Origin of the sequence: Synechococcus sp. KORDI-49 (genome assembly GCF_000737575.1) — a bacterium.
GTDB lineage: Bacteria > Cyanobacteriota > Cyanobacteriia > PCC-6307 > Cyanobiaceae > Parasynechococcus.
In genome coordinates, this window is sequence record NZ_CP006270.1 from 2,471,851 (window position 1) to 2,496,819 (window position 24,969).

Consider the following 24,969-nt stretch of genomic DNA (forward strand, 5'->3'; position numbering starts at 1 on the left):
TGAGAGCGTCCAAAAAAAGGTGAATTGGACTTCCACCCTCTCCGTTTTTTCCTGGTCCCAGGGGGGTCCGTCAGGTCCCAGGGAGTCCCAAGATCGTCTGGTATCACTGACTTTTGACGGAATTTCGGTTCCAGGGCGTCCCACCCGGTTCCAAAGCATTTGGGGGACAAATCGGGGGACACGAAACCGGTGTCCCCCAGGTAGACATGGGATAGAGACGCCGATGTCAGATTCAAGTGTTAAAGAGCTCAAAGCCCAGCAAAAAAGCAGCCTCTTGATTGCCCGGACTAAAGAACTGTATGAGATTGAGCATACTTTTAAAGCAGTGGAGCTCAGCTCTGTGCACGTAAAAAGACCAAAAACCGTTGTAGACAAATATTAAGAAAATATGATACTGTGTAAATAGTAGGTGTTGCTCTTGTGCCAATAGTCAGGTTAGGTTCGACCTCTGTTGCCTCAGTAGTTGATTCTGAACAAATAATTGCGCTGCCTCTTGACGTCACATTCCTTGAAGCGGGCGTGGCTGCGATTACAGGATTGGAAATACGGATCAACTATGACGCCACCATCCTGGACTTAGTCCAAGATGGTGGAAACACTGCAATCGAGTGGATCAATATTAATGTTCCGAATTTCAATGCTGTTGGTCAACTCTCAGACACCAGCAAAGTAGGATGGCTAGTTGATCCAGGAACGGCATTTAAAGGAGAGGGCGCTTCTAAACTTGTCACTGGTGCTGCTATGGCACGTGAGAATAGGGGGTCCGGTTTCATCAAAGTTGCCGTAGGATCGAACGATGGAATTGCTGTCGATGATCCATCAGCTATCACGGATGAAAATCCACTCACTATCGGAAGTTTGCTGGTAAAAATTCCAGCTGGAACACGAGATCAAATCCTCAACTTTGATCTAAATATTGGAGAGGTAAGCATCCATGGGATGGTCAACGGGAGATCTGTTGCACTCACAACGACAGATGTCATCGATGGTGTCGTGACGCTGGGTGACGCTGTTGCAGAAAGAGTACCAACCCCGCCAACGATTGCCATCACCACAGCTGACGACAACCTCATCATTGGTGAGACGGCAGTCATCACATTCACCCTCTCAGAATCAGCCACAGATTTCACCGTCGACGACGTCACCGTCAGCGGCGGCTCCCTGAGCGGCTTTACCGGCAGCGACACCTCTTACACCGCAACCTTCACGCCAACGCCAAATAGCACCGCTGATGGTGTTATCTCCGTTGCTTCTGGCACATTCACCGACGCCCAAGGAGACGCCAGCACTGCTGCTTCCTCGGTGAACATGACGGTGGACACGCGCGACACCACCCCACCAACGATTGCCATCACCACGGCTGACGACACTCTCACCACCGGTGAAACAGCAGCCATCGCGTTCACCCTCTCGGAAGCAGCCACAGATTTTTTCCTCGAAGATGCCACCGTCTGGGGCGGCTCACTAAGTGGGTTTACCGGCAGTGGCACCTCTTACACCGCAACCTTCACCCCAACATCGGACAGCACAGAAAACGGAATCATCGCCGTCTCAGCAGGTGCCTTCACCGATGCCGCCGGCAACGCCAGCACCACTGGTGCTTCGGTGACCCTGAATGTCAACACCCTGGCGCGGCCGACGTTAACCATTGCCAGTGACGATCTCACTCTGGGCATTGATGAAACAGCCCGCATCACCTTCACTCTGTCCGAGGCTTCTACAGATTTCAAAGTTGAAGACGTCACCGTCAGCGGCGGCTCCCTGAGCAACTTTGCAGGCAGTGGCACGTCTTACACAGCCACATTCATCCCTACGGCAAGCAGCACAGAAAATGGTGTTGTCACTGTGACAGCAGGTGCATTTAGCAACGCGGCTGACAATGCCAACGAGGAAGCCGTATCAATCACCATGACTATTGATACTATAAATATAACACCTCTAACAGCAAAAATCACTTCGGATAAGAGTGAGCTCGGCATAGGTGACATAGCCACACTCGCCTTCACGCTATCTGAAATATCAACCGACTTTACGATTGAGGATATCAGCATTAGTGGTGGTGACATCAGCAATTTCACGGGAAGTGGTAGGTCTTACACCGCTAAATTCACCCCGAGCGCCGAAAGTACTATCAAAGGCGAAGTGTCCGTAGCCGCGGATCGCTTTAGCAATAGCTCTTCAAGCTTTAACATTGAAAGCAATATCATTGAGCTGTTCATTGATACAATTAATCATGACAAAGAAGCAAGCGCATATTCACGTTTTAATGATATTTACTTCGATGGCTTGCTTGACGCCGTAGGCCCAGAGAGCCAATGGGTTCATATCCCCAACAGCGGCATGATCAGGGTGGCAAATATGGATCAGTTGAGCTCTGATGCTTATCTATTGAGTGGCGTGTTCACCGGTAGTCATAGCATTGGATGGGCGCCAACTACAGGACAAAATATCTATCAAAGTGATATCTTTCTTGCCGCGATCGATTCAGCCGGCAATTTGAAATGGTCAAAGCAATTTGGAAGTCCCCTTAGAGATGACGATCCTGGCATGGTTACACCTATTCAGATTGAAAATTCTACTGGTACGATTGCTGCCATATCAAGAGAGGCACATCAAACCAATATTTATATTTTTGATGCTCAAACTGGAGAAGAATTGACTAGCTTTAGCATGAAGAGCACCGCTGAAAACGCTCAACCCATTGTCAATGAAATCAAGCACTTACAATTTGGCTACGCCGTTGAAGGCCAAGGAATAGGCGATGTATCGATTTCATTTCCATGGGCCGCAGAGTACATGTGGTGGACTGATCCAGACTATGCATCAGCTATAGAACTACTCTCGGAAGAAAATTTATTGTTCACTGGAGTAACGGACAAAAATGGGAACTGGGAATATTTAACCGAAATTAATGAGACAGGTATGCCGAAAACTCCGACCGTATTTCTGCCAGCCTCTCAAGATTCCGGATCATTCAATAATGACAATATTACTAATGTCAGGAATCCTATTTTTAGTGGGCTTGCAGAGCCGAGCTCGCAAATAGAAATATATGCAAATAACAAATTACTTGGAAGCAGTACCACGGATGATAGTGGTTTTTGGTCGTTTCAGAGTGATGATCCACTGGAAGACGGAAAATTCATCGTTGAGGCTGCACAGGAACGTCAAACCTCCAAAGAGATTCGGAGTATACCCTTAATCTTGAGAATTGACACACAAGATCTGTCAGCTGAATACGATAGTGAGCTGATTGCTTCATACAGCAAAAACTTCTACTCGCTATCGAATAGTTTCAACCTTAACCCGCTTCCAACACGGCCTGGTGACCCATCTCCGCCGGGAATCATGGTGATCAAAAGTGAAACTGATGATTCCCAATATTTTGATTTCTCAGGAGATCTCTGGACAGGCACTGGAATAAAGCACTCTCAATCCTTGCCTAAGCAAGAACAATACCAGTTCAAAATCAAGGCAACAGATCGAGCAGGGAATTCATCAATTCACAATGTGTTGATCAAGAACCCCATTGATCAATACCTGATCAATCCACGTACAAAATATGAGTTCGACTTGGATGGCGACTCACTGATCAACCCTGTTAGTGACGGGATTATCTTTGCAGCAGTCGCGATGGAGAGTACTAGACGTTCGACAAGCTCAGCCGATCCTCGAGAATTTACCCAAAATCTCAATGATTTAGATCTCGACGAAGTGCTCAACCCAACTGGCAACTGGACCTGGGAAGAATCGGGTTATATAAAGGAAAAATTAAAACATGTAATCAGCCTTGATTCAACATCTTCATTAGACATGAATCAGAATAACACTTATGAGCTGGACGACGCAGAAATCCTTTTGCGGCTTTCCATGGGTACGTTTCCAGGCAATAGTCTTACCTCTGCTCTTTCCTTATCCGGCTCAAGCCTTACTGAATTCAATACAGAGCAGCCCAGTCTGGATCAACAGCTGACTGCTATCGATCAAGCCAGCTGGCTGAACTGACTACATAACTTGTAGCGAGCAGATTATTGCCTCATGCCTTGGTAATGCAATCAAGCTGTTGGTGATTCCCTGCGTTGCGAAGGTGCTATACCCAAGCGGATCTCAAGAAAGATCCAAGCTGCTTTGTTTTGACAACAATTGGAAAGCAAAATACGAGATCGAAGTAGGGGTTTGCTGCAATTAATGGCGGCAAGTATGTGAATAGCATGGATTAGAGGCGGCCTAAGCTGTGAGATCCAAGAAAGTTTGTTCTCCTAGAAATTGATGTTGCAAAGTGAGGAAAGCCAGCGCTTGCCTTGAAGAATCGCAAAATGAAAAGAGCAAGTGCTCGCTACTATTTACTTTGTCTAAACTGAAAACACCTGTACTGGTATGTTCATTTAAGTCAAGTAATATTGATTTAATGTTGGCGGAAGGTGGTCGTGTTGTCCTTGTTTGGTTTTCGGAAAGCGAATAACAAAGCACTAGCGCGTAAGGTCGAATTCAAGAGCCTGCTGTTTTCTAAGGGCCAATAACGATAAGTAGGGGTGATGCCAGGGAGCCCTAACCGGCCCCGTGTAGTGCCCCGCTTTGAGGGGACAGAACAAGGGGAGAAATTTAGTCCAGCACAGTGGTACCAGTCGATGTCACGATCTATGAACGAACACCCTCTCCGTTTTGTTCAACGAGTCAAAATCCAAGATCAGCTCCAGCTGTCGATCACTGACTGTTGATCCGCTCCACTGATCAGGGGAATTGGATTGTTGCCGCCGGGGGAACTGATCAGATCCTTCGTGTCAGCCTCTGACGGGAACGTTCCCAGAAGTCTGCGCAGCAGGACGTGAGCATCCTGAAGATCCAGCATGCCGTTGGCATTGGTCTCAAGGATGCCGTTGTTGATGGCATCCACCAATTGAGTTTTGACACTGTCAGAATTTGTTCGGCGTCCCTTCGGGTTGATCAGATTGCCCATCGAAGCGATGGGACGATCAGCCTCTGTGTTCCGTGTACCTGCGGCCCTCTCCACCAGCAGCGCAGCGGTACTCACGAGCAGGCCATCGCTGAATGCGTTCACTGACAGATCTCCATCAAAGTCTTCCCCAAGGGGTGACAGCTGTTCAGGCAGAAGGGTCTGATCTGCGAAGGAAAACACCTCCATTTCCATGAGGGTGTCACTCCCATCCCGTACCGCTTGCTGATCGCGGAAAAGGAAACCGTTAGCGGTCGGGGTGATCGCATAGTCCGCCAAGTCGCCCGAAAAAAGGGCTGTGTCCCGCCCCTCTCCTCCCACCAGCAAGTCGCTGCCGTGCTCGCCACGCAGGGTGTCGTCGCCTCCTGCCCCATGCAGGGTGTCGTCCCCTTCGCCGGCATCGATCCGGTTGTCTTCATGACTCCCCGTCAATCGGTCATCGCCTGCGCCCGAGAGAATGTCCTCGATGGCAACCAGGGTGTTCGTCCCGAGTCCGGCACTGATTGCCGTGCCTTCTGTCAGGTTGACCAAGACATGATCCCGCTCCAATTGACTGAGGAATCCACTGAGGCGACGGGATGTAGTGATGAAGCGGTCGCGGCCCTCTCCTCCATCCAGGGTGTCGTTGCCGGAGCCGGCATCGAGCAGGTCATCTCCGCCACCGCCGAGCAGCTTGTCGTCACTGCCGCCGCCGTAAAGAGTGTCATCAGCATCGTGCGAGCCGAACAGGTGGTCTCTGTCATCAGCACCAGCGATCAGGTCCTCACTCACCTCGTTCTGGAACAGCACATTGATTGCACTGGCCATGTCCATGGCGTTTAGATCATCACCGGAGTAGTTGATCTCGTTTTCGGCCGCATCCGTGAATCGCAGATAATCCACCAGGTAGGTTCCCGGCAGGTAGCCGCTGGTCAGAGCCTTGTAATGAAGGAAGTCAACCTCCGAGCGCTGATTGCCTGAGTAATGGTCTTCGTAGATCCATGTGTCCAAGGCCTGGGAGGTTCCTTCGGGACCGTTGAGACGCAAATAAATGCCGGAAATTCCAGAGAGATTGTCGTTGGCGTTGCCGCTGAACACAATGCGCGGTCTACCTGTTGCCGGGTCGAACTCCGCATCCAGTTCGAAATCATTGAGCTCTGGAGGAGTGATGTCTCCGTTGGGGTTGTCGATTTCGATGACTGAACTCGTCTCCACCCATTCCTCTGAGTGGGTCTCATTTCCGGCCTGATCCGTGATCCGGATGCTGTTGAAGCTGTACTCGCCTGATGCGCTGAACTTCGGGAGATCGAAGACTCCTTCAAATGCGCCGTTCTGATCAAAGCTGTGGCGTCGCTGGATGCTGCTGCCGCTGGGTGAGAGGAGTTCAATGATGAAGTCCGATTGCAGACCGCTGAGGTTGTCGTCTGCCTTGAATATCACCGGTATTCTGATTCCCTCCTCGTCAAAAATCGCTGACTGGACTTTGGCTTCGAGAAGCGATGGGGATATGTTATCTGCGTTGGGATTGGTCAAGCTTGTCGATGGAGTCAGGCTGAATTCCTGCCGCAGCTGATCACTGTCAAATTCCAGCTGCACACCTGAGTCGTCCTGGATTTGGATGGATCGGATGGCATAAACACCATCCGGAGCATTCGGATGAAGCTCAACGCTGTGGCGGAATGGCTCATCGGCTGAGTCTCGGGTTGGATAGATCCAGGTCTGTTCTTTCCCCTCCACCCAGTACAACAGGCTGATCGCTCTGGCTTCACTAAAATGATCGCTGAAGCCAATAATTAGGTCCAGCCAGGGAAGTTGAGTTTCCGCATCAATGCGGCTTGTGAAGGAAAACTCGGTGATATCCGCAGTGTGAGCCATCGAGACGTGATTCCGCCGTCCAGCTAGATCTTCATGTTAAGGAAACTGGTCGAAATCCACAGCTCTCAAGATCTTCTTTGTTTGCTTCCCCTAAGAATGAAACAGCAGCACCAGGCCCTGCTGCACCTGGTGGAATTCACGCTCTTCGCGGCTGAGGTCGAGTCCCACCTTGAGGCCTTCCTGCAACGCATCCTCAAACGGTGGCGTGAGCGGGGGATTGGCATCGATCCACAGGGCAGCGATGCCCACAGCAGTGGCGTGCCACCGGAACCGGCCCGTCGTGCCGATGTCCGGTTCGTTCAGGGCCTCCTCCAGGAGTGCGTTGATCGGCAGGGTTGAGCTGGCCATGACCACCAGCATCGAGACCTGATCCAGCCTCGGCAACGGGCTGAGAGACTTCGTATCGATCGGGTCCGTACACGATGCCGCCGGCTCCAGATGCCCTGCCCCGGCGCATTGCCCTGGTTCACGAGTGGTTCACGCCTCGTTCCAGTGGAGGAGCTGAGCTGGTGGTTCAGGCCATCGATGCTCTGCTCACGGCAGCGGATCGCCAGCCCCAGCTCGCTGCGCTGGTGGATGGCGAGAGCCGACGCCCCGGCAGCTGGCTCGAGCGCCGCTCCGTGCTCACCTCTCCGATCCAGCGGCTGCCCTTGGGCATCAGCCATGTGCAGCAGTACCTGCCGTTGCTGCCGCTGGCGATCGAGCAGATCGATCTCGGCGCTGCCGATCTGGTGATCAGCAGCAGCCATCTGGTGGCCAAGGGGGTACTCACCGCTCCCGATCAGCTGCATATCAGTTATGTGCATACGCCTGTCCGCTACGCCTGGGACCAGATGCATGCCTATCTGCAGCGCTCAGCCCTGGCCCGGCGCGGTCTCGGCCCCCTGATCCGCTGGCAGTTGCATGCCCTGCGCCAATGGGATCAGCTCAGCGCCCAGCGGGTGGATCACCTGATCGCCAATTCGCGTTTCACCGCCCGCCGGATCCGCAAGTTCTGGGGGCGGCAGGCCGTGGTGATCCATCCACCCGTCGATGTGGGCCGATTTCGCTGGGATGCCCCCCGTGATGACGTCTACCTCTGTCTCTGTCGCCTGGTGCCCTACAAGCGGGTTGATCTGGTGGTGGAGGCTTTCAACCGTCTGAAGCTGCCCCTCGTGGTGGTCGGTGATGGTCCGGAGCGGGCACGGTTGCAGGCCCTGGCTGGTCCCACGGTGACCCTGCTGGGACGCCAGTCCCCTCAGCAGGTGGAAGCGCTGATGGCCCGCTGCCGGGCCTATGTGTATGCGGGGCTCGAGGATTTCGGCATCGCACCGGTGGAGGCGATGGCGTCCGGTGCACCGGTGATCGCGCTGGGCCGGGGCGGCCTGCTGGATACGGTGCGTTGCGCGTCCGCCGGCATGCCCAAGGCCACCGGAGTTCTGTTCCCCGATCAGACGCTGGAATCTCTGCAGCAGGCGGTGCAGTGGTTTGAGGAGCAGCGGCTCTGGCGTCAGCTGGATGCCGCGGTGATCCGGCGCTGGGCGGAACGGTTCGGGCCGGATGCTTTCGCTGCCCGGTTCGAGGCGGCGTTGCAACGGGCCTGGGCGGCGCATCGCCGAAGCTGTGACGTTGCCGCGAGTGACCCTGCAAAGGTGCCAGGCCTGCTCTCGTGACGTTGAGTGTGGCGAGACGCAGTCTGAGCCTTGACGACGGCCACACGGCCTTCCTTGCGTCAGACCGCTCGTCTGGCCTTCGGTCGTGGTACCTATCGGCCTCACCTGGCGGTGACCACAGCCCCGCCGGTCGCTGTACCGACCGGTCTGCTGATCCGCCAGCAGAGTCGTACCGGCCGAGGCCTCAAGCGCGGCGGCGACATTGTTTTTTCCCTGGCGGTGCTCGGTCTTGGTGCTCCGGTGCTGCTCCTGCTGGCGGCCCTGGTGAAGCTGAGCTCGCCCGGGCCTGTGTTCTACGTGCAGCGCCGGGTCGGTCGCGATTACAGCCGTTTCGGTTGCATCAAGTTCCGCACCATGCGAGCCGATGCCGACGCTGTTCTGGCGCGTGTTCTGGATGAGGATCCTGGGCTGAGGAGTGAGTTCGAGCGCGATTTCAAACTCCGGCGCGATCCCCGCATCACCCGGGTCGGTCAGTTCCTGCGTCGTTCGAGCCTCGATGAGCTGCCCCAGTTCCTCAACGTGCTGCGGGGTGAGATGAGTGTGGTGGGACCAAGGCCGATCGTTGATCGGGAGCTCACCCGCTACGGCGACTACATGGATGAAGTGGCGGCGGTGCGCCCCGGTCTCACCGGTCTGTGGCAGGTGAGCGGACGCAACAACCTCAGCTACAAGAAGCGGGTGAAGCTGGATCTGGCCTATGCCCGCGGACGTTCCTTCAGCCTGGATCTGGCGATCATCCTGCGCACGTTCGGCGTGCTGCTACTGCCCATGGATCGCGGCGCTTACTGACCTGCCATCAGCAGGGCGACCAGCAGAAGCAGGAGCAGCCAAAGGCTTTCCAGCCGACTGGTCAGCACCAGGATCCGATTGACGGCGTTGCGGTCTGCTTGTGGCAGATCTGCTGCCAGCAAAGGTTTGTCGATCCATCGCTCCCCATAACGGTTGCGTCCACCGAGCTGCACGCCGGCGCAGTGGGCGTAGATCGCTTCGGAGCGGCCCGCATTGGGGGAGGGATCGGGAGCCCCATCCCGCTCGGCGGCGCGCACCAGGGCCGGCAGCTCCCGCCAGGGCTGGCTCACCAGCGGCAGCGTGATCATCACCAGCCGGCAGGGCAGCCAGGTGAGCAGGTCATCGAGCCGGGCTCCAGCGGTTCCGAGCCATCGCAGGCGTCCGCGCCGATAGCCGAGCATCGAGTCGAGGGTGCTGCTGGCCTTGAAGGCCCAGGCCAGGGCCAGCGGTCCCGGCAGCTGCGGTGAGAGCGTTTGAAGCACCACGCCGATGATCATCCAGAACAGTGGTGCGAACAGGCCGTCCACAGCATTTTCCGAGGCACTCTCGGCGGCCGCTCTCAAAATCTCCGGCTCCCTCAGCTGCTGCACATCGCGGCCGACGATCCAGCTCAGCCGTTCGCGTGCCGCCGTCAGATCCCCTTGCGGCTGATCCGGCAGAGCACTGAGGATGGCCGCCACGCTGTCGTGCAGGCTGCGGGCCGCCAGGGCGCTGGCCAGGCCGAGCACCAGCAGGGCTGAGCCAACCGGAGAGGCCCTGGCGAGCTGCTCCACCAGCCAGCCGCAGCTCCCGGCTCCCAGAACCAGCGCAGCAGTGATCAGGCCACCGCCGAGGCGGAGGGCCTCAGGCCGGTCACCGCTCAGGCGCTCGACCCACAACCGCAGGCGGCTGATCAGCTTCCCCATCAGCACCACCGGGTGGGGGCACCAAAGCGGATCTCCGATCAGGACATCCAGTCCGGCGGCAGCCAGGACCGCTGCGGCACCGGACTGGAACAGCAAGGGATCAGGCGTCCTTCAGCCAGCTGAACATCGAGCGAAGACCCTTGCCGACGCTTTCGATCGGCAACGCGGCATCGCGATCCCGGATGCGCTTCATCTCGGGCTTGCCGGCATCGCATTCAGCCACGAACTTCCTGGCGAAGGTGCCGTCCTGGATGTCAGCCAGCACACGCTTCATCTCCGCCTTGGTGTCTGCGGTGATCAGGCGTGGGCCGCTCACGTAGTCGCCGTATTCAGCGGTGTTGGAGATGGAATCGCGCATGGCGGTGAGGCCGCCTTTCACCATCAGATCCACGATCAGCTTCACCTCGTGCAGGCACTCGAAGTAGGCCAGCTCGGGTTGATAGCCCGCTTCCACCAGAGTCTCGAACCCGGCCTTCACCAGCTCGGAGAGCCCGCCGCAGAGCACGGCCTGTTCACCGAACAGATCCGTTTCGGTCTCTTCCTTGAAGTTGGTCTCCAGGATGCCGGCACGGGTGCCGCCGATGCCCTTGGCGTAAGCCATCGCCAGAGCGCGGGCGTTGCCGGAGGCATCCTGTTCGATCGCGAACAGGGCCGGAACGCCCTGGCCGTTCTGATACTCCCAGCGCACGGTGTGGCCGGGTCCCTTCGGAGCGATCATCACCACATCCACATCGGCCGGCGGCTTGATCAGCTCGAAACGGATGTTGAAGCCGTGGGCAAAGCTCAACACCTTGCCGGCGCTCAGGTTGGGGGCGATTTCCTTGTCGTAGACGTCCTTCTGGAATTCATCGGGCAACAGCACCATGATCCAGTCCGCTTTGGCAGCGGCATCGGCAACGCTCAGCACCTCAAGACCGTCAGCCTTGGCTTTCTCGGCGGAGCGGCTGCCGTCATAGAGGCCCACCACCACGTTGACACCGCTGTCCTTCAGGTTGAGGGCGTGGGCATGGCCCTGGGAGCCATAACCGATGATTGCCACGGTCTTGCCGTTCAGCAGACCGAGATCGGCATCGGAGTCATAGAAGAGCTGGGCCATCCGGAGCGCGCTTGCGAGGCGGTGCAAGCAGCGAGCTTACGCTTCGCTGGGATGGGTGATGACCCTATCGATCAGCCCGTAGTCCTTGGCTTCCTCGGCGCTGAGGAAGTAGTCGCGGTCGGTGTCCTTTTCCACCTTGTCGAAGTCCTGGCCGCTCATGTCTGCCAGGGAGCGGTTGAGCATCTCCTTCATGCGCAGGATCTCGCGGGCTTCGATCTCGATGTCGCTGGCCTGACGGCGGCTGGTGCCGCCGAGAGGCTGGTGGATCATGATCCGGCTGTGGGGCAGGGCCACCCGCTTGCCCTTGGTGCCGGCTGCCAGCAGAAAGGCGCCCATGGAGGCGGCGAGGCCGACGCAGATGGTCACCACATCGCTCTTCACGTACTTGATGGTGTCGTAGATGGCCAGACCGGCCGTCACGGATCCACCGGGGGAGTTGATGTAGAGATAGATCGGCTTGGTGCTGTCCTCGGAATCGAGATACAGCATCTGGGCCACAAGGCTGTTGGCGATGCCGTCATTCACCTCGGAGCCCAGGAAGAGGATGCGCTCCACTCCTAGACGGGTGTAGATGTCGACCCAGCGCTCCATCTGGCTGCCGGGCAGGCGGTAGGGAACGCTGGGGGTACCGATCGGCATGGGTCAGGACGTGAGAGGGCGAAAAAGGTGGAAATCTGTGATCAGTTGGCGCTGTTGCCGGGCAGCTCCTTGCGGCTGCTGAGCACCCGGTCGATCAGCCCGTACTCCATGGCCTGCTCCGGAGTGAGGTAGCTCATCCGGTCGGAGTCCTTGCTCAGTTCCTCGACGCTGCGGCCGGTGTTGCTGGAGAGGATTTCCAGCATGGCCCGCTTGTTGTGGAGCACTTCCTTGGCGCGGATCTGGATGTCGGTGGCTTGGCCCTGGGCACCGCTGCGGGGCTGGTGCAGCACGATCGATGAATGAGGAAGAGCGGCGCGCTGGCCTTTCGTGCCCGCTGAAAGGATCACAGCAGCCGTTCCCATCGCCTGACCGATGCAGATGGTGTGCACCGGAGGCTTCACATAGCGGAGCGTGTCGCAGATGGCGAAGGCCTCGGTCTCGAAGCCGATCGCATCGCCCGAATACCAGCTGGTCCCGGTGGAGTTGATGTAGAAGTAAATCGGCTTGTCCGGATTGTCGAACTCCAAATAGAGCAGCTGGGCGATGATCAATTCCGTGACATCGATGCCCATCTGACGTTTGGCATCGTCATCGGAGAACAGCGGCAGGCCGAGATAGACGATCCGCTCCTTGAGCAGGAGTGAAGGCAGATCGGGAGGAGGAGTCCTCATCACGGCGCTGTCGCCGTAATAGGGGGCTGAGGTGGTCATCTACCGCGCACCATCACTGTGTGGCAGGAGCCTAGCGGGGGCTTTCAGGCTTGCGCTCGCTGGTGCGGGGCGGTTTGCCCTGCCCCTTGGATTTGGCCTGCGCTTTGGCTTTCCCTTCGGTCTCCAGCCGAGCGAACACCATCCGGCCGGTGGGGGTCTGCAGAGCTCCTGTGACCACCACCGGCTTCCTCTGGCCGATCAGGGAGCGGGCGTCATTGACCACCACCATCGTGCCGTCGTCGAGGTAGCCGACCCCCTGGCTCTCCTCCTTGCCTTCACGAACGATCTTGAGATTGAGCTCGTCGCCGGGTTGCACTTCCGGCCTCAGTGCAATCACCAGCTCGCTCAGATTCATCACCTTGAGCGCTTTCACCGAGGCCACCTGGGCCAGGTTGAAATCGGCCGTGACCAGCGTTCCGCCCGTGTCATCTGCCAGCTGCAGCAGGCGGTCGTCCGTGCCCTTCCCGTCGTAACGGGTGCTGTTGATCACGAGGCGACGGCCGTAGGTCTCGCGCAGGTCCTTGAGCAGCTTCAGGCCCCGCCGCCCCTTGGCACGTTTCTCGACGTTGGTGGAATCGGAGAGCTGCTGCATCTCATCAATCACCGACTCCGCCACGATCACCTGCCCTTCCAGCAGCCCGCAGGCGAGCATCCCGCGGATGCGGCCATCGATGATCACACTGGTGTCCAGGATCTTGGCGGTGGCTGGGGTCAGCACACCGTCGGCCACCAGCAGGGCTTCACTGCTGGCTGGATTGAGCAGGCGCAGCAGCGTGCGGCCGTGCACTTCGGCCAGGTTGCTGCCCAGGATCCCGAAGAACACATTGCTCACCACCGCCAGCAGCGGTTTCAGCAGAACCACCCCACCGGAAAAGGGCAGGAGCAGCACCGGCAGCAGCAGCAGGTTGGCGACGAGCAGGCCCAGAATCAAGCCGATGGCGCGGCTCACCAGCAGGTCGGTGGGCATGGTGCGCACCTGCTGCATCAGGCGCAGCCGCAACCGTTTGAACACCAGTCCAGCGAGAAGCCCCACGCCGCCGCCGGAACCCGTGAGGATCAACCGCAGCTGTTCCGCATCGGTGGCGGGATTCACCAGTTCCGCGGGCAGCAGATGCACCCCCATCCAGCCGGCAGCACCACCGGAGCCGACGAACAGCATCAGGATGAGCAGATCAACCATGGGCTCAGGTCGTGGCAGCTCAATCCGAATGTGCGCAGCATGCCCTATCCCCCTCCTCCCCGCAGCGCCTACCTCCACATTCCCTTCTGCCATCGACGTTGTTACTACTGCGATTTCGCTGTGGTGCCGCTGGGGGATCGGGCCCACGCGGACGGGGGACCGGGAAGCGCTTCCATCCGCGATTACCTGTCCCTGCTGCATCGCGAGATCGCAGCTGCACCCTGGGGTCCGCCCCTGGCGACGGTGTACATCGGCGGCGGTACCCCATCGCTGCTGACGGCCGCTCAGATCCAGGCTCTGCTTGAGGCGCTGCAGGTCCGTTTCGGTCTTCAGCAGGGTGCGGAAATCACCCTCGAGATGGATCCCGCCAGCTTTGATCGGCAGCAGCTGGATGCGGTGCTCAGGACCGGGGTCAACCGCATCAGCCTCGGTGGCCAGAGCTTTGACGATGACGTTCTCGCCGGGCTCGGCCGTCGTCACCGGCGCGCTGATCTGCTGGAGGCCTGCCGCTGGATGCGGGAGGCGCTGAGGCAGGGCGCGCTGAGGTCCTGGAGTCTTGATCTGATCCAGAACCTGCCGGGACAGACCCGCCTCGCCTGGGAGCAGCAGTTGGCGCAGGCCATCGCCATGGATTCCCCCCATGTCTCGGTGTATGACCTGTCGGTGGAGCCAGGCACGGTCTTTGAGCGCCGTCAGCAGCGGGGTGAGCTGGATCTGCCGGAGGAGGAGCTGGCGGCGGAGCTGATGGCGCTCACCAGTGATCACCTCGGAGCCGCCGGGCTCGGTCGCTACGAGATCTCCAACCATGCCCGCCCCGGCCACGCCTCCCGCCACAACAGGGTGTACTGGAGTGGTGCCGGCTGGTGGGGATTCGGCATGGGCGCCACCTCAGCCCCGTGGGGAGAGCGCCAGGCCAGGCCCAGAACCCGGGACGCCTATCGCGTCTGGCTGGACCAGGAAGCCGCTGCAGTGCCGTGGCGAGGCACCGGCATACCCCTGGATGATCTGCTGCTGGTGGGCCTGCGACGCAGGGAGGGGGTGGATCTGCAGGCTCTTGGATGCCCAGCGCCCGACCAACTGCTGAAGCGTTGGCAGCCGTTCATCGCCGAAGGGTTGCTGGTGGGCGAGGCCGGTCGCTGGCGGTTGTCCGATCCGGAGGGGATGGCTCTCAGCAACCGGGTTCTGGTGGAGGTTCTGCTGTGGTGGGAGTCGCTGTCTGACGTTGATCGAGCACCCAGCGCTCCAGAGCCTCCGCGCACAGCTGCCGTCCTGGCAGCAGAGCGGGGCTGAAGGGGGGCTGCTGAGCCGTGAGCCCCAGCAGATCAGCGGTCACCCGCACCTGTCCGTCGCAATCGGCCCCGGCACCGATGCCGATCACCGGAATCGCGAGCTGACGGCGCACCTGCCCGGCCAGCTGGTCCGGCACATGCTCGAGCACCAGCGCGAAGCATCCGGTGCTCTCGAGCTCACTGGCCTGGCTCATCAGTCGTTGCTGCGCCGGAGCATCCACCGCCTGACGCCGCAGGCCGAGGCGATGCACCGCCTGCGGCGTCAGCCCCAGGTGCCCCATCACCGGGATGCCCATGCGCACCAGCCGATCAATGACCCTCACCACCTCCGGTTCGGCGCCTTCCAGCTTCACGGCCGCGGCGCTGGATTCCTTCAGCAGCCTCCCGGCAGCGGCCACCGCTGCGTCCTCACCGCACTGATAGCTGAGAAACGGCAAGTCGGAGATGAGCAGGGGCTGCTGGGCCGGCATCGCCTGAAAGCCGCGCTCCACGGCCTGCGTGTGGTGCACCATCTGCTCGAGGGTGACCGGAAGGGTGGTGGCATGCCCGAGAGCCACCATTCCCAGCGAGTCACCCACCAGCACGGCATCGGCCCCGGCGAGCTCCACCAGGGCCGCAGACAGGCTGTCCCATGCGGTGAGCATCGTGATCGGTCGGCCGTCTTGCTTGAAGCGGATCAGATCGGCTGGACGCATGGAGTGGGCTGAGCCCTTGGTGGCTCCTTGCTAGCATCAAGCCGACTCGGACCCATGCGGCTCGGACGCCTAAATCTGGTCAGGACCGGAAGGGAGCAGCCACACGGGATGCTCAGGGCAGGCGTGGAATCCGGGTCACCCCTCTTCAGCTGTCGCTTTGATGCTGGCGCTGACGCAGGAATTCGGGAATACGGGCGCCGTTGTCATCGATCTCGCGGCGGTCACCTCGCTGAGCCTGAGCCGTCAGGGGGCGGCTTGCAGATCGCTCGCTGCGGTAGTGCTGACCGTTCTCGAAGCCGGTGGCGATCACGGTGACGTGGATCTCGCCCTCCAGGGCTTCATCCACCACAGCACCGACGATGATGTTCGCCTCGGGATCGACGACGTCGTAGATCACTTCCGACGCCGTGGTCATGTCCTCAAGGGTCATGTCCCGGCCTCCGCTGATGTTGATCACGCAGCCCTTGGCTCCGTCAATCCGCTCCGTCTCCAGCAGAGGGCTGCTGATGGCGGCCTGGGCGGCTTCCACAGCGCGGGAGCGACCGGAGCCGATGCCGATTCCCAGCAGGGCGGTGCCGGCCTCGGTCATCACCGAGCGCACATCGGCAAAGTCGACATTGACCAGGCCGGGGCAGGTGATGATGTCGCTGATGCCCTTCACACCCATACGCAGCACGTCATCGGCACTGCGGAAGGCTTCCTGAAGCGGTGCGCTGCCGATCGCATCGCGCAAGCGGTCGTTGGGGATCACGATCAGGGTGTCCACATGCTCTGCAAGCCGTGTGATCCCTTCATCGGCCTGACGCATGCGCCTGCGGCCCTCGAAACCGAAAGGCTTGGTGACGATGCCCACTGTGAGGGCTCCGACCTCACGAGCGACCTCAGCCACCACCGGGGCCGCACCGGTTCCGGTTCCTCCACCCATGCCGGCGGCGATGAACACCAGATCCGCCCCCTGCAGTGCTTCGTGCAGGTCGGTGCGGGACTCTTCGGCGGCCTTCTGACCGATGGTGGGGTTGCCTCCGGCGCCCAGGCCGCGGGTAAGGGTCTGTCCCAGTTGCAGACGCGTCTGAGCCTGGGACTGAATCAGTGCCTGGGCGTCTGTGTTGAGAACGCGATAAGCCACACCTTCAAGATCGCTGAGGATCATGCGGTTGACGGCGTTGCTGCCACCGCCACCAACACCAATCACCTCGATGCGGGCGGACTGACTGGGTTGAATGCCGGCGGCATGCTGGGATGACGCACCGCTGACGATCTCCATCTTTTCGACCGATCCGTTCAGGTTTGGCTGCATTATGTCCCTGCGGCTCTGAACCGGGAAAGTTTGGATACGTTCCGTCCGGCGGAAAGGAACGGCAACACTTCGTCAGCGTTTCAAGCTCCTGGTGTCGCTTTCTCAGCGGGCTCGGGCTTCTTGGCGGGTCGCTCCAGTTCCGGTCGATCCGGATTGCTCAGATCAATGGAACCTTGTCCTTGATCGAGCAGATGGGGGGGCATCGTGCTGTTCAGTTGGACGATCGCGTCGATCTGCTGCACCAGTCGGTCGCTGTCGCGCCCCAGATCGATCAGTCCGAGGCTTCGGGTGCGGAGGCTGATGGCGCCATCGGGGTGGAGGACGATGGTCTGAAGACTGTCGCTGATCCGGCCGCGCTGTTCGAGAAGCTTGGCCAGCACAGCCCGTTTATCGGGGCTCCAGCCCTCAACGGTGATGGCCGTCGTCGGGGCCGGGCTGGGAGCTTTGGTGTTCGTCTGGATCCAGTGCCCTTCCCCGTCGACCATTCCCGTTTCCATGCCGCCGGCCAGGCGTCGGGTCGCCCGGGCAACGGGGATCTGACCCACCAGCTGCACGTGGAGTCGCGCTGGCAGCAGTCGGCGGTCCGCCTGGGCGGATTGCACTGGCAGCTCCTGTCGCAGTTGTGATTCCAGGGTCTTGAGGTTGATCTCCAGAAGCGGTTGCGGAAACGAAAACCCTCCGACTTTGGCGACCAGATCCGGTGAGATCCCGGTGTCGCCGCGCACGATCACCTGATTGGTGCCTTCCAGGGTCCAGCCATGGCGCAGCAGAATCCAGCCCAGCCCTGTGCTGAGCAGCAGAAGCACCAGCACGCGCCAGATCTGGATCAACAGCTGCGCACGCTGCTGACGCCGCAGAGCACGCCTGCGTTCCAGCTGCGGTGTCAGGGTCACTGGCTTGCGCTGTCGCTTCGCAGGCGCCTGCTTCGTCACAGATCGCACCGGGCCCGTGCCATCAGCTGATCGCCCCAGCGCCGGGCGCGGTCCGCATCAGCGAAGGGCACGTCCATCTGTTTGTCCTTGCCGACCAGGCGCAGGCGGCAGCGCCCCTGGGATTCGTCTGTCAGGGGGGCATCTCCTGAGGCCAGAGCCATCAGTTCCACCAGCTCCAGCCGGCAGACATCGAACTGCCCCTGATCCTGGAAACGTCCGGCTTCAAAGCTGCTCCAGATCAGATGGCCATCCTTCAGCCGCGCGCCGCCGCAGCCGTCCAGCTTCGCCAGCTCGGCACCCTCCGCCCAGTCGCGGAAGAGGTTCTGACGCCGGCGTTCCAGCCAGCCGAGGGCGGCGAGCAGCACGAAGGCCGCCAGCAGGGGTAACCAGAGCAGGCCGTGGCTCATGGATCAGGCGGGGGTCGACCGTGGGCGTTGCTTCATTCTCCAGCTGTTTCCACCAGTTCGTGCACCAGTTGATCGAGTGTTAAGCCGCTTGCTGCCCAAAGCATCGGGTACATGCTCTGGCTGGTGAATCCAGGAAGGGTGTTGATCTCATTGATCCAGATCGTTCCGGCTGCTTCGTCGTAGAAGAAATCCACACGGGCCATGCCCAGGACCCCGACCGCTTCGCAGGCCTGAAGAGCCTGCTGTCGGATCCGATCAGCGACGCCGTCTGGAAGCGGCGCCGGAATCAGTGTGGAGCTCAGTCCAGCGGTGTACTTGGTCTCGTAGTCGTACCAGTCGGCTTCGAAACGAACCTCCCCGACGACGGAGGCCCTCAGGTCGTTCCGCCCCAGCACGGCGCACTCCAGTTCCCGTGCCGTGACCCCCTGCTCCACCACCAGCCGCGGATCCAGGAGGGAAGCCTTGTGGAGGCCCTCAACCAGTTCCGCCCGGTTGCGCACCTTGCTGATCCCGACCGATGAACCGAGGTTGGCTGGCTTGACGAAGCAGGGATAACCGAGCTGTTCGATGCGCTTCAGAAGCGGGTTGAACGTGGTGTCGTCCTTCAGTTCGCTGGCCTGAACGCAGACGTAGGGCACCTGGGAGAGTCCGGCGGCCGCGAAGGCGGCCTTCATCGCCTGCTTGTCCATGCTCACGGCGGATCCGAGCACACCGGCTCCCACAAAGGGTTGGCGCATCAGGCGGAACAGCCCCTGCACGGTTCCGTCCTCGCCGTTGGGGCCGTGCAGCACGGGGTACCAGACGTCGATGGCCTCACAGTCCTGCGGCAGTCCCCGGAATCCTGCGGGCGGCAGGGGGTGGGGGAGCTGCTCGTCGGTGGCGGCTTCGCCCCTCTCCAGCACCGCGGCAGCGATCCCGGGTCCCCACCAGCGGCCTTCGCGGTCGATGTAGAGCACCGTCACGGCGTAACGCTCCGGATTGCTGCCGCTCGTCAATCCAGCCAGCACCGTGCTGGCTGAACGGATGGAAACCTCATGCTCACCGGAGACGCCACCGAACACGAGGCCGACATGCTTGCGCTGGCTGGTCATTTCGACGCGCTGTGCGGTCTGAGGCGCGCCAAAGGTATCAGCGTTGTTCCGCCACCGGCAGGGGGGTGGCGCTCAGGGAGAACGAACGCACCGCGTCGATCGTCACCCTCACGAGATCACCGGGATTCCAGTTGTGGCCATCCGGCCCTGTTGCGCTGAAGAACGTGAGCCGGTTGGTGCGGGTGCGCCCCATCAGCTGATGGGGATCCTTCGGGTTGATCCCTTCCGCCAGCACCTCCTCGACGCGGCCGGTGTAGCGGGCATTGCGGGTTCGCGCAGTGCGCTCCACCAGGGCATTCAGTTCCCGCAGTCGCTCCACCTTCACCGCTTCGGGCAGCTGGTTGTCCCAGGTCGCCGCCGGGGTGTTGGGACGTGGTGAATAGGCCGCGGTGTTCACCTGATCGAACCCGATCGATTCCACCAGCTCCAGAGTGCGGCGGTACTGGGCATCGGTCTCACCGGGGAAGGCGACGATCACATCGGCGCTCAGGGCGGCATCGGGCATCCGTTCGCGGATGCGGTCGATGATGCGCCGGTAGCGCTCCACGGTGTAGCCGCGGGCCATCGCCCTCAGCAGGTCGTTGTCGCCGCTCTGGAAGGGGATGTGGAAGTGCTCGCAGAGCTTGGGGAGATCAGCACAGGCGTCGATCAACCGTTCGGTGAAATACCGCGGATGGCTGGTGGCGAAGCGGATCCGTTCGATCCCTTCCACGTCATGAACCTGATGCAGCAGGTCGGTGAGCGTGTGCTGGCGGCGCCCCTCCGGCGTGATGCCCGGCAGGTCACGGCCGTAGGCGTCGATGTTCTGACCCAGCAGGGTGATCTCCTTGTACCCCTGGGCTGCCAGACCCTCCATCTCCAGCTTGATCGCTTCCGGGAGGCGCGACTGTTCCTTGCCGCGCACAGAGGGCACCACGCAGTAGGTGCAGCGTTCATTGCAGCCGTAGATCACGTTGACCCACCCGCAGATGCGGCTGTCACGCCGTGCAGTGGTGATGTCTTCGAGAATGTGGTGCTCCTCCGTGGCCACCACCTGCTGACCGCTGTCCACCTGCTGGAGCAGGGTCTCCAGGCGGTTCGCATGCTGGGGACCCATCACCAGATCAAGCTCCGGAACCCGGCGCAGCAGCGATTCCCCTTCCTGCTGTGCCACGCAGCCGGCCACCACCAGCGTGAGGTTTGGATTGGTCCGTTTCCGCTGAGCCTGTCGACCGAGGTAGCTGTAAACCTTCTGCTCGGCGTTGTCCCGGATGGTGCAGGTGTTGTAGAGCACCAGATCCGCCTCCAGTTCAGCGCTGGCTTCCCGGTAGCCCATCGCTTCGAGGATGCCGGCCATGCGCTCGGAATCCGCCTTGTTCATCTGGCAGCCGAAGGTGGTGATCCAGTAGCTGCCGCGCGCATCCGTGCCGATGCTGGTGCGGTCTGGAGCGGAGACGACCAAGGCGGGGGAGGAGAGAGGAGGGGCTGCTCTCAGTTTGAGTCACGACGGTGTTGTGTCAGTTTGGTGACTGGACACTGGCCGGCATGGGTTGGGGCCTCAGGCGTTTCTCCCTCACCAAGGCGGTACCTCTGGCCATCAGCCGCGGGACCACCTCGGCTGTGCAGCGTCTGGAGCTGAGCATCAGCCGGGATGGCATCACAGGCCGCGGCGAGACCGGTGGATTCGAGACCGGCCACCGGGGCTACTCCACAGACGCCGTGGAGATCGAGCTGCAGACGCTGCTGCCACGGCTTGAGGGTTTGGATCCCTCTGTGCCGCAGGGTTTCGATCCGCTGCTGGCGGACCTCACGCCACCGGCACGATGTGCCCTCGATCTCGCTCTCTGGGATTGGCGAGGCCGCCGTTTGCAGGCTCCGGTCTGGCAGCTCTGGGGGCTGGATGGGGCCCGTTCCGTGGCCACCAGCGTCACGCTTGGCCTCGCTGCGGTGGAGCAGGTGCTGCAGCGGTTGCAGCGTTGGCGTGAGCTGATGCCGGTCACCCGGGTCAAGCTCAAGCTGGGGAGCCCTGACGGGCTGGAGCACGACCGTGCGCTGCTCTCGGCGGTGGCGGATGCCATGGCCGGCGATGACCGTCGTCCTGCGGCGGAGCTCCAGGTGGATGCCAACGGTGGCTGGACCCTGGACCAGGCCCGCCGCATGCTGCCGCTTCTGCAGGAGCGGAGCGTTGTGCTGCTGGAGCAGCCGCTTGCTCCTCATCTGGATCCGGAGCGCGATTCCGCCGGTTTCGCGGCTCTGCATCCCGAATGCCCGATGTCGCTCGTGGCGGATGAAAGCTGCTGGGGGCTCGAGGATCTGCTGCGTCTTGCCCCCCACGTGGATGGGGTCAACCTGAAGTTGCTCAAGAGCGGTGGCCTCAGTCAGGCCTGGTTGATGGCGCGGGTGGCGCAACAGCTCGGCCTTGATCTGATGGTGGGCTGCTACTCCGACAGCCGGCTGCTGAATGGTGCGGCTGCTCAGTTGCTGCCGTTGATCCGCTGGCCGGATCTCGATAGCCATCTCAATCTCATCGATGACCCGTTCGACGGGCTGCCGCTGGAGGGAGACCGTCTGATGCCGTCCCGGTATCCAGGGCTGGGCATCGAGCGACGGGAGGCCTCCTGATGCTTGCGGCGGAGGACAGGGTCGTGCTGCTGCAGCACGGTGGGCTGGACAGTCTCACCGGCAAGACGGGGCTGGCGATGCTGCGCCATCGCTTCGGCCCGATCGTGGCTGTGATCGATCCCGTTCATGCTGGGGGGTCCCTGGAGGGGATCACCGGGATCCGGCGGGATGTGCCGATCGTCGCCTCGCTCGAGGAGGCGCTGCCGTTCGTGCCCGAGGTGGCCGTGGTCGGCCTGGCTCCTTCCGGAGGGCGTCTTCCGGATCCGGTTCGCCGGGATGCCCTGGCGGCATTGCGATCCGGCCTGAGTCTGGCCAGTGGCCTGCACACGCGTCTCGGGCAGGACCCGGAGCTGTGCTCGGCGCGGCAGCCCGGGCGCTGGATCTGGGATCTGCGTTGTGAACCGGAGGATGTGCGGGTCGGGCAGGCGCGGGCGGCTGCTCTGTCCTGCCGGCGATTGCTGGCGCTGGGCACGGACATGGCCGTCGGCAAGATGAGTGCCTGTCTGGCCCTGGTTGAGGCGGCAAGGCGTCGGCATCTCCCCTGTCGTTTCGTGGGCACCGGCCAGGCCGGAATCCTGATCGCCGGCGGCGGGGTCCCCCTTGATGCGGTCCGCGTCGATTACGCCGCCGGCGCCGTCGAAGCGGCGGTTCTGGAGGCAGCCGAGGCGCTTCCCGCCGACGGTCTTGTGCTGGTCGAGGGTCAGGGATCCCTGTGTCATCCGGGATCCACGGCAACGCTTCCGTTGCTGCGCGGCAGTCAGCCGACGGATCTGCTGCTGGTCCACCGGGCCGATCAGACCAGCATCGAGCGGCTGCCGCAGATTGCTCTGCCGGCGCTGCAGGAGCTGGTCAACCTCTGTGAGGCCCTCGCCGCCCTGGGCCGACCCCGTGCGGCTGGTGCGCCTCCGAGGGTGCGGGCCGTTGCGCTCAACACGGCACGTCTAGGGGAGCAGGATGCGCGATCAGCCGTTGCGTCGGTCTCCGATCAGATCGGACTTCCCTGCACAGATCCAATCCGCTGGGGCGGAGAAAGGCTTCTGGACGCTGTGCTGAACAGCTGCGGTGAATGAAAAGGGCGAGCGAGGGGATTCGAACCCCCGAATAGCGGCGCCACAAGCCGCTGCCTTAACCACTTGGCGACGCCCGCCGCGTCGGTGAGAATCTACCAATCCGTGTCGCAGCCAACCCGGTGCAGCCCTCACAGTCCTCCCGGCGGCTGCCCCTCGCGGCGATCATCGCCGTCGTCATCGGGGCTGGAGGAGCCCTCGCTCTGGCTGGAACCAATCCCTCAATGAAGGAGTACGAGGCCCACGCTGGCCGGCAGCTCGTGACCCTGGCCACGCAAGAGCTGTGTGAGAACAGCGGTCTGCCGATGGTGCTGCGGTTGTGGATCCGGGACTGTCCGGGGCTGGTGGCCTCACAGCAGCCCACCCTTGCGTCGCTGGCGGGCCGTTTCACCACCCGACGCAATCTGCTCGTGGCCAGCATCTACACCACGCGGGTGGGCGGCCAGGAGCTGTTGCCCGGTCTGACGCTGCCGGGCGTCGAGGTGGTCACCCTTGCCGGTGCCGGTCGCTTTCTCACCCTTCACACGCAAACCAGCGACGGCGGGGCTGAGTGACGGCCGACCCGACGCCATGGCTCGATGCCTGGGTTCCGCGCAGCCTCCTGCAGCTCCCGGCCGCTGAACCCGTTCCAAGCGCCACTGCCGAGGGCCTCACAGCGGTGCGGCTGCGCTGGCGGGACGGACGGCTGCTGATGCCTGAGCCCCTCCCGCAGCAGCAGGCTCCGCCATGCCAGCTGGTGCTGCCTCGGCTGGTGGATCCTCACGTTCATCTGGACAAGGCCTTCACCTGGTCCGCACATCCCAATCTCTCGGGCACCTACAGCGGTGCCCTGGCGGCCAATCTGGAGGAGCATCAGCAGCGGACGCAGACGGCTGTTCTCGAGCGGGCGGAACGGGCCCTGCAGCTGGGCTGTTCCAGGGGCCTGCGGGCGGTCCGCAGCCACATCGACAGCCTCGGCCCTGGAGCGGAGGCGAGCTGGCAGGCCCTCCTGGAGCTGCGGGATCGCTGGCGGGATCGGCTGACCCTGCAGCTGGTGGCCCTGGTGCCCATCGATCACTGGAGCACTCCGGACGGCGCGACGCTGGCTCGTCGCGTGGCGGCGGCCGGAGGTCTGCTCGGCGGGGTCCTGGTGCCCCCCTGCCGGGGAGCGACGGTGCGCCAGTCCCTGCGAGGGATGCTTCGCCTGGCGCAGCAGCTCGGTTGCGGGATCGACCTGCACATCGATGAGGCCGACAGAACCCCCGCCGCTGGACTGCGGCAGCTGCTGCACGTGCTGGAGCGTGAGCGGCCGCCGCTGCCGATCACCTGCAGTCATGCCAGCAGCCTCGGCCTGCTTGCCGACAGGCCTCTGCAGCGGATCTGCCGGCGCATGGCCGCCTCCGATCTGCGGGTGGCGGCCCTGCCGCTGACCAACGGCTGGCTGCTGGCCCGTCGCCCCGGCCGCACCCCGGTGCTTCGCCCTCTGGCCCCGATCCATCAGCTGCAGCGGGCCGGCGTCTGCGTCGCCGTGGGTGGCGACAACGTCGCTGACCCCTGGTTCCCTGCCGGTGGCTTCGACCCGATCGCCTTGATGGCCTCCAGTCTGCCGTTGGCGCAACTGGCCCCCTGGCAGCGTCTCGGGCTGGCGCCCTTCACCACGGCGGCCGCAGCGTTGATGGATCTTGCCTGGGATGGCGTGATTCGTGAGGGTGCCCCGGCTGATCTGATGCTGCTGGAGGCCTCCAGCTGGTCCGAGGCGTTGATGAGCCCCCCGGCAAGACAGATCCTGATCGCGGGCCATTGGTGGCGGCCGCCCACCCGTTAGACCACAA

20 protein-coding genes, 1 tRNA gene, 1 other RNA gene and 1 pseudogene are annotated in these 24,969 nt (G+C 61.5%); 9 read left to right on the top strand and 14 right to left on the bottom strand.

Annotation, left to right across the window (positions count from 1 at the left end; all coding sequences use genetic code 11):
• Positions 1–519: 519 nt before the first annotated feature.
• Positions 520–4,005: an Ig-like domain-containing protein gene (locus KR49_RS12480; protein ID WP_156957220.1), complete on the top strand. Its 3,486-nt coding sequence runs from the start codon at positions 520–522 to the stop codon at positions 4,003–4,005.
• Between the two features lie 682 nt (positions 4,006–4,687).
• Here KR49_RS12480 and KR49_RS13080 read toward each other — a convergent pair.
• On the bottom strand, positions 4,688–6,808 hold the full coding sequence (locus KR49_RS13080; protein ID WP_162176166.1) for a calcium-binding protein: 2,121 nt from the start codon (positions 6,806–6,808) through the stop codon (positions 4,688–4,690).
• Between the two features lie 90 nt (positions 6,809–6,898).
• Entirely contained in the window at positions 6,899–7,168 is a 270-nt protein-coding gene (locus tag KR49_RS12490; RefSeq protein WP_043697541.1) for a hypothetical protein, read from the bottom strand.
• Between the two features lie 62 nt (positions 7,169–7,230).
• Between KR49_RS12490 and KR49_RS12495 the strand changes: the two genes are divergently transcribed.
• Both KR49_RS12495 and KR49_RS12500 read left to right on the top strand, forming a co-directional pair.
• Complete coding sequence (locus KR49_RS12495) at positions 7,231–8,460, top strand: glycosyltransferase (RefSeq protein ID WP_043696083.1); 1,230 nt, start codon at positions 7,231–7,233, stop codon at positions 8,458–8,460.
• Positions 8,461–8,490: 30 nt separating this feature from the next.
• Positions 8,491–9,249, top strand: a complete 759-nt coding sequence (locus KR49_RS12500) for a sugar transferase (protein WP_043696086.1) — start codon at positions 8,491–8,493, stop codon at positions 9,247–9,249.
• On the opposite strand, the gene cbiB is transcribed toward KR49_RS12500, so the two are convergent.
• Genes cbiB through KR49_RS12525 form a run of 5 tightly spaced genes read right to left on the bottom strand, consistent with a single transcriptional unit; the run spans position 9,243 to position 13,779 of the window.
• Entirely contained in the window at positions 9,243–10,250 is a 1,008-nt protein-coding gene (cbiB, locus tag KR49_RS12505) for an adenosylcobinamide-phosphate synthase CbiB (protein ID WP_043696089.1), read from the bottom strand. The genes KR49_RS12500 and cbiB overlap by 7 nt on opposite strands.
• Positions 10,251–10,254: 4 nt before the next feature.
• Positions 10,255–11,250: a ketol-acid reductoisomerase gene (gene ilvC / locus KR49_RS12510; protein ID WP_043696093.1), complete on the bottom strand. Its 996-nt coding sequence runs from the start codon at positions 11,248–11,250 to the stop codon at positions 10,255–10,257.
• Positions 11,251–11,286: 36 nt separating this feature from the next.
• A complete protein-coding gene (locus tag KR49_RS12515) occupies positions 11,287–11,889 on the bottom strand; it encodes an ATP-dependent Clp protease proteolytic subunit (protein WP_043696097.1) in 603 nt (200 codons plus the stop codon).
• Positions 11,890–11,930: 41 nt separating this feature from the next.
• Positions 11,931–12,599: an ATP-dependent Clp protease proteolytic subunit gene (locus KR49_RS12520; RefSeq protein WP_043696100.1), complete on the bottom strand. Its 669-nt coding sequence runs from the start codon at positions 12,597–12,599 to the stop codon at positions 11,931–11,933.
• 31 nt (positions 12,600–12,630) lie between these two features.
• A complete protein-coding gene (locus KR49_RS12525; protein ID WP_043696104.1) occupies positions 12,631–13,779 on the bottom strand; it encodes a PIN/TRAM domain-containing protein in 1,149 nt (382 codons plus the stop codon).
• A 39-nt stretch (positions 13,780–13,818) separates the two neighbouring features.
• On the opposite strand from KR49_RS12525, the pseudogene hemW reads away from it, so the two are divergent.
• Positions 13,819–15,051, top strand: a pseudogene (hemW, locus tag KR49_RS12530) (radical SAM family heme chaperone HemW); the annotation flags it as partial.
• Here the strand turns inward: hemW and panB are convergent.
• Positions 14,948–15,763, bottom strand: coding sequence for a 3-methyl-2-oxobutanoate hydroxymethyltransferase (panB, locus tag KR49_RS13450; RefSeq protein ID WP_071839751.1), 816 nt, complete (start codon positions 15,761–15,763; stop codon positions 14,948–14,950). The pseudogene hemW and the gene panB overlap by 104 nt on opposite strands.
• A 43-nt stretch (positions 15,764–15,806) precedes the next feature.
• Between panB and ffs the strand changes: the two genes are divergently transcribed.
• An RNA gene (gene ffs, locus KR49_RS13455) (signal recognition particle sRNA small type) lies at positions 15,807–15,903 on the top strand.
• A gap of 5 nt (positions 15,904–15,908) precedes the next feature.
• On the opposite strand, the gene ftsZ is transcribed toward ffs, so the two are convergent.
• The 5 genes from ftsZ to miaB form a co-directional block, all read right to left on the bottom strand.
• Complete coding sequence (gene ftsZ / locus KR49_RS12535) at positions 15,909–17,060, bottom strand: cell division protein FtsZ (protein WP_043696108.1); 1,152 nt, start codon at positions 17,058–17,060, stop codon at positions 15,909–15,911.
• A gap of 80 nt (positions 17,061–17,140) precedes the next feature.
• Positions 17,141–18,001 (bottom strand): cell division protein FtsQ/DivIB, encoded by an 861-nt coding sequence (locus tag KR49_RS12540; protein WP_071839752.1) that lies wholly within the window; start codon positions 17,999–18,001, stop codon positions 17,141–17,143.
• Positions 17,989–18,399 carry a hypothetical protein gene (locus KR49_RS12545; protein WP_043696115.1) on the bottom strand — a complete coding sequence of 137 codons (411 nt, stop codon included), beginning with the start codon at positions 18,397–18,399 and terminating at the stop codon, positions 17,989–17,991. Before KR49_RS12545 ends, KR49_RS12540 begins: the two co-directional genes overlap by 13 nt.
• A gap of 32 nt (positions 18,400–18,431) precedes the next feature.
• Entirely contained in the window at positions 18,432–19,490 is a 1,059-nt protein-coding gene (locus tag KR49_RS12550; protein ID WP_043696118.1) for a D-alanine--D-alanine ligase family protein, read from the bottom strand.
• Positions 19,491–19,527: 37 nt separating this feature from the next.
• Positions 19,528–20,931 (bottom strand): tRNA (N6-isopentenyl adenosine(37)-C2)-methylthiotransferase MiaB, encoded by a 1,404-nt coding sequence (gene miaB / locus KR49_RS12555; protein WP_043696121.1) that lies wholly within the window; start codon positions 20,929–20,931, stop codon positions 19,528–19,530.
• Positions 20,932–21,014: 83 nt separating this feature from the next.
• Between miaB and KR49_RS12560 the strand changes: the two genes are divergently transcribed.
• Entirely contained in the window at positions 21,015–22,091 is a 1,077-nt protein-coding gene (locus tag KR49_RS12560) for a dipeptide epimerase (RefSeq protein ID WP_043697544.1), read from the top strand.
• Positions 22,091–23,161, top strand: coding sequence for a DUF1611 domain-containing protein (locus KR49_RS12565; protein WP_043696124.1), 1,071 nt, complete (start codon positions 22,091–22,093; stop codon positions 23,159–23,161). The genes KR49_RS12560 and KR49_RS12565 overlap by 1 nt, the downstream gene beginning before the upstream one ends.
• A 4-nt stretch (positions 23,162–23,165) precedes the next feature.
• On the opposite strand, the gene KR49_RS12570 is transcribed toward KR49_RS12565, so the two are convergent.
• A tRNA-His gene (locus KR49_RS12570) sits at positions 23,166–23,238 on the bottom strand.
• A 42-nt stretch (positions 23,239–23,280) separates the two neighbouring features.
• On the opposite strand from KR49_RS12570, the gene KR49_RS12575 reads away from it, so the two are divergent.
• Positions 23,281–23,712 (top strand): DUF4359 domain-containing protein, encoded by a 432-nt coding sequence (locus KR49_RS12575; protein WP_253912770.1) that lies wholly within the window; start codon positions 23,281–23,283, stop codon positions 23,710–23,712.
• Positions 23,709–24,962, top strand: coding sequence for an amidohydrolase family protein (locus KR49_RS12580; RefSeq protein ID WP_043696127.1), 1,254 nt, complete (start codon positions 23,709–23,711; stop codon positions 24,960–24,962). The genes KR49_RS12575 and KR49_RS12580 overlap by 4 nt, the downstream gene beginning before the upstream one ends.
• The last annotated feature ends 7 nt before the right edge of the window (positions 24,963–24,969 follow it).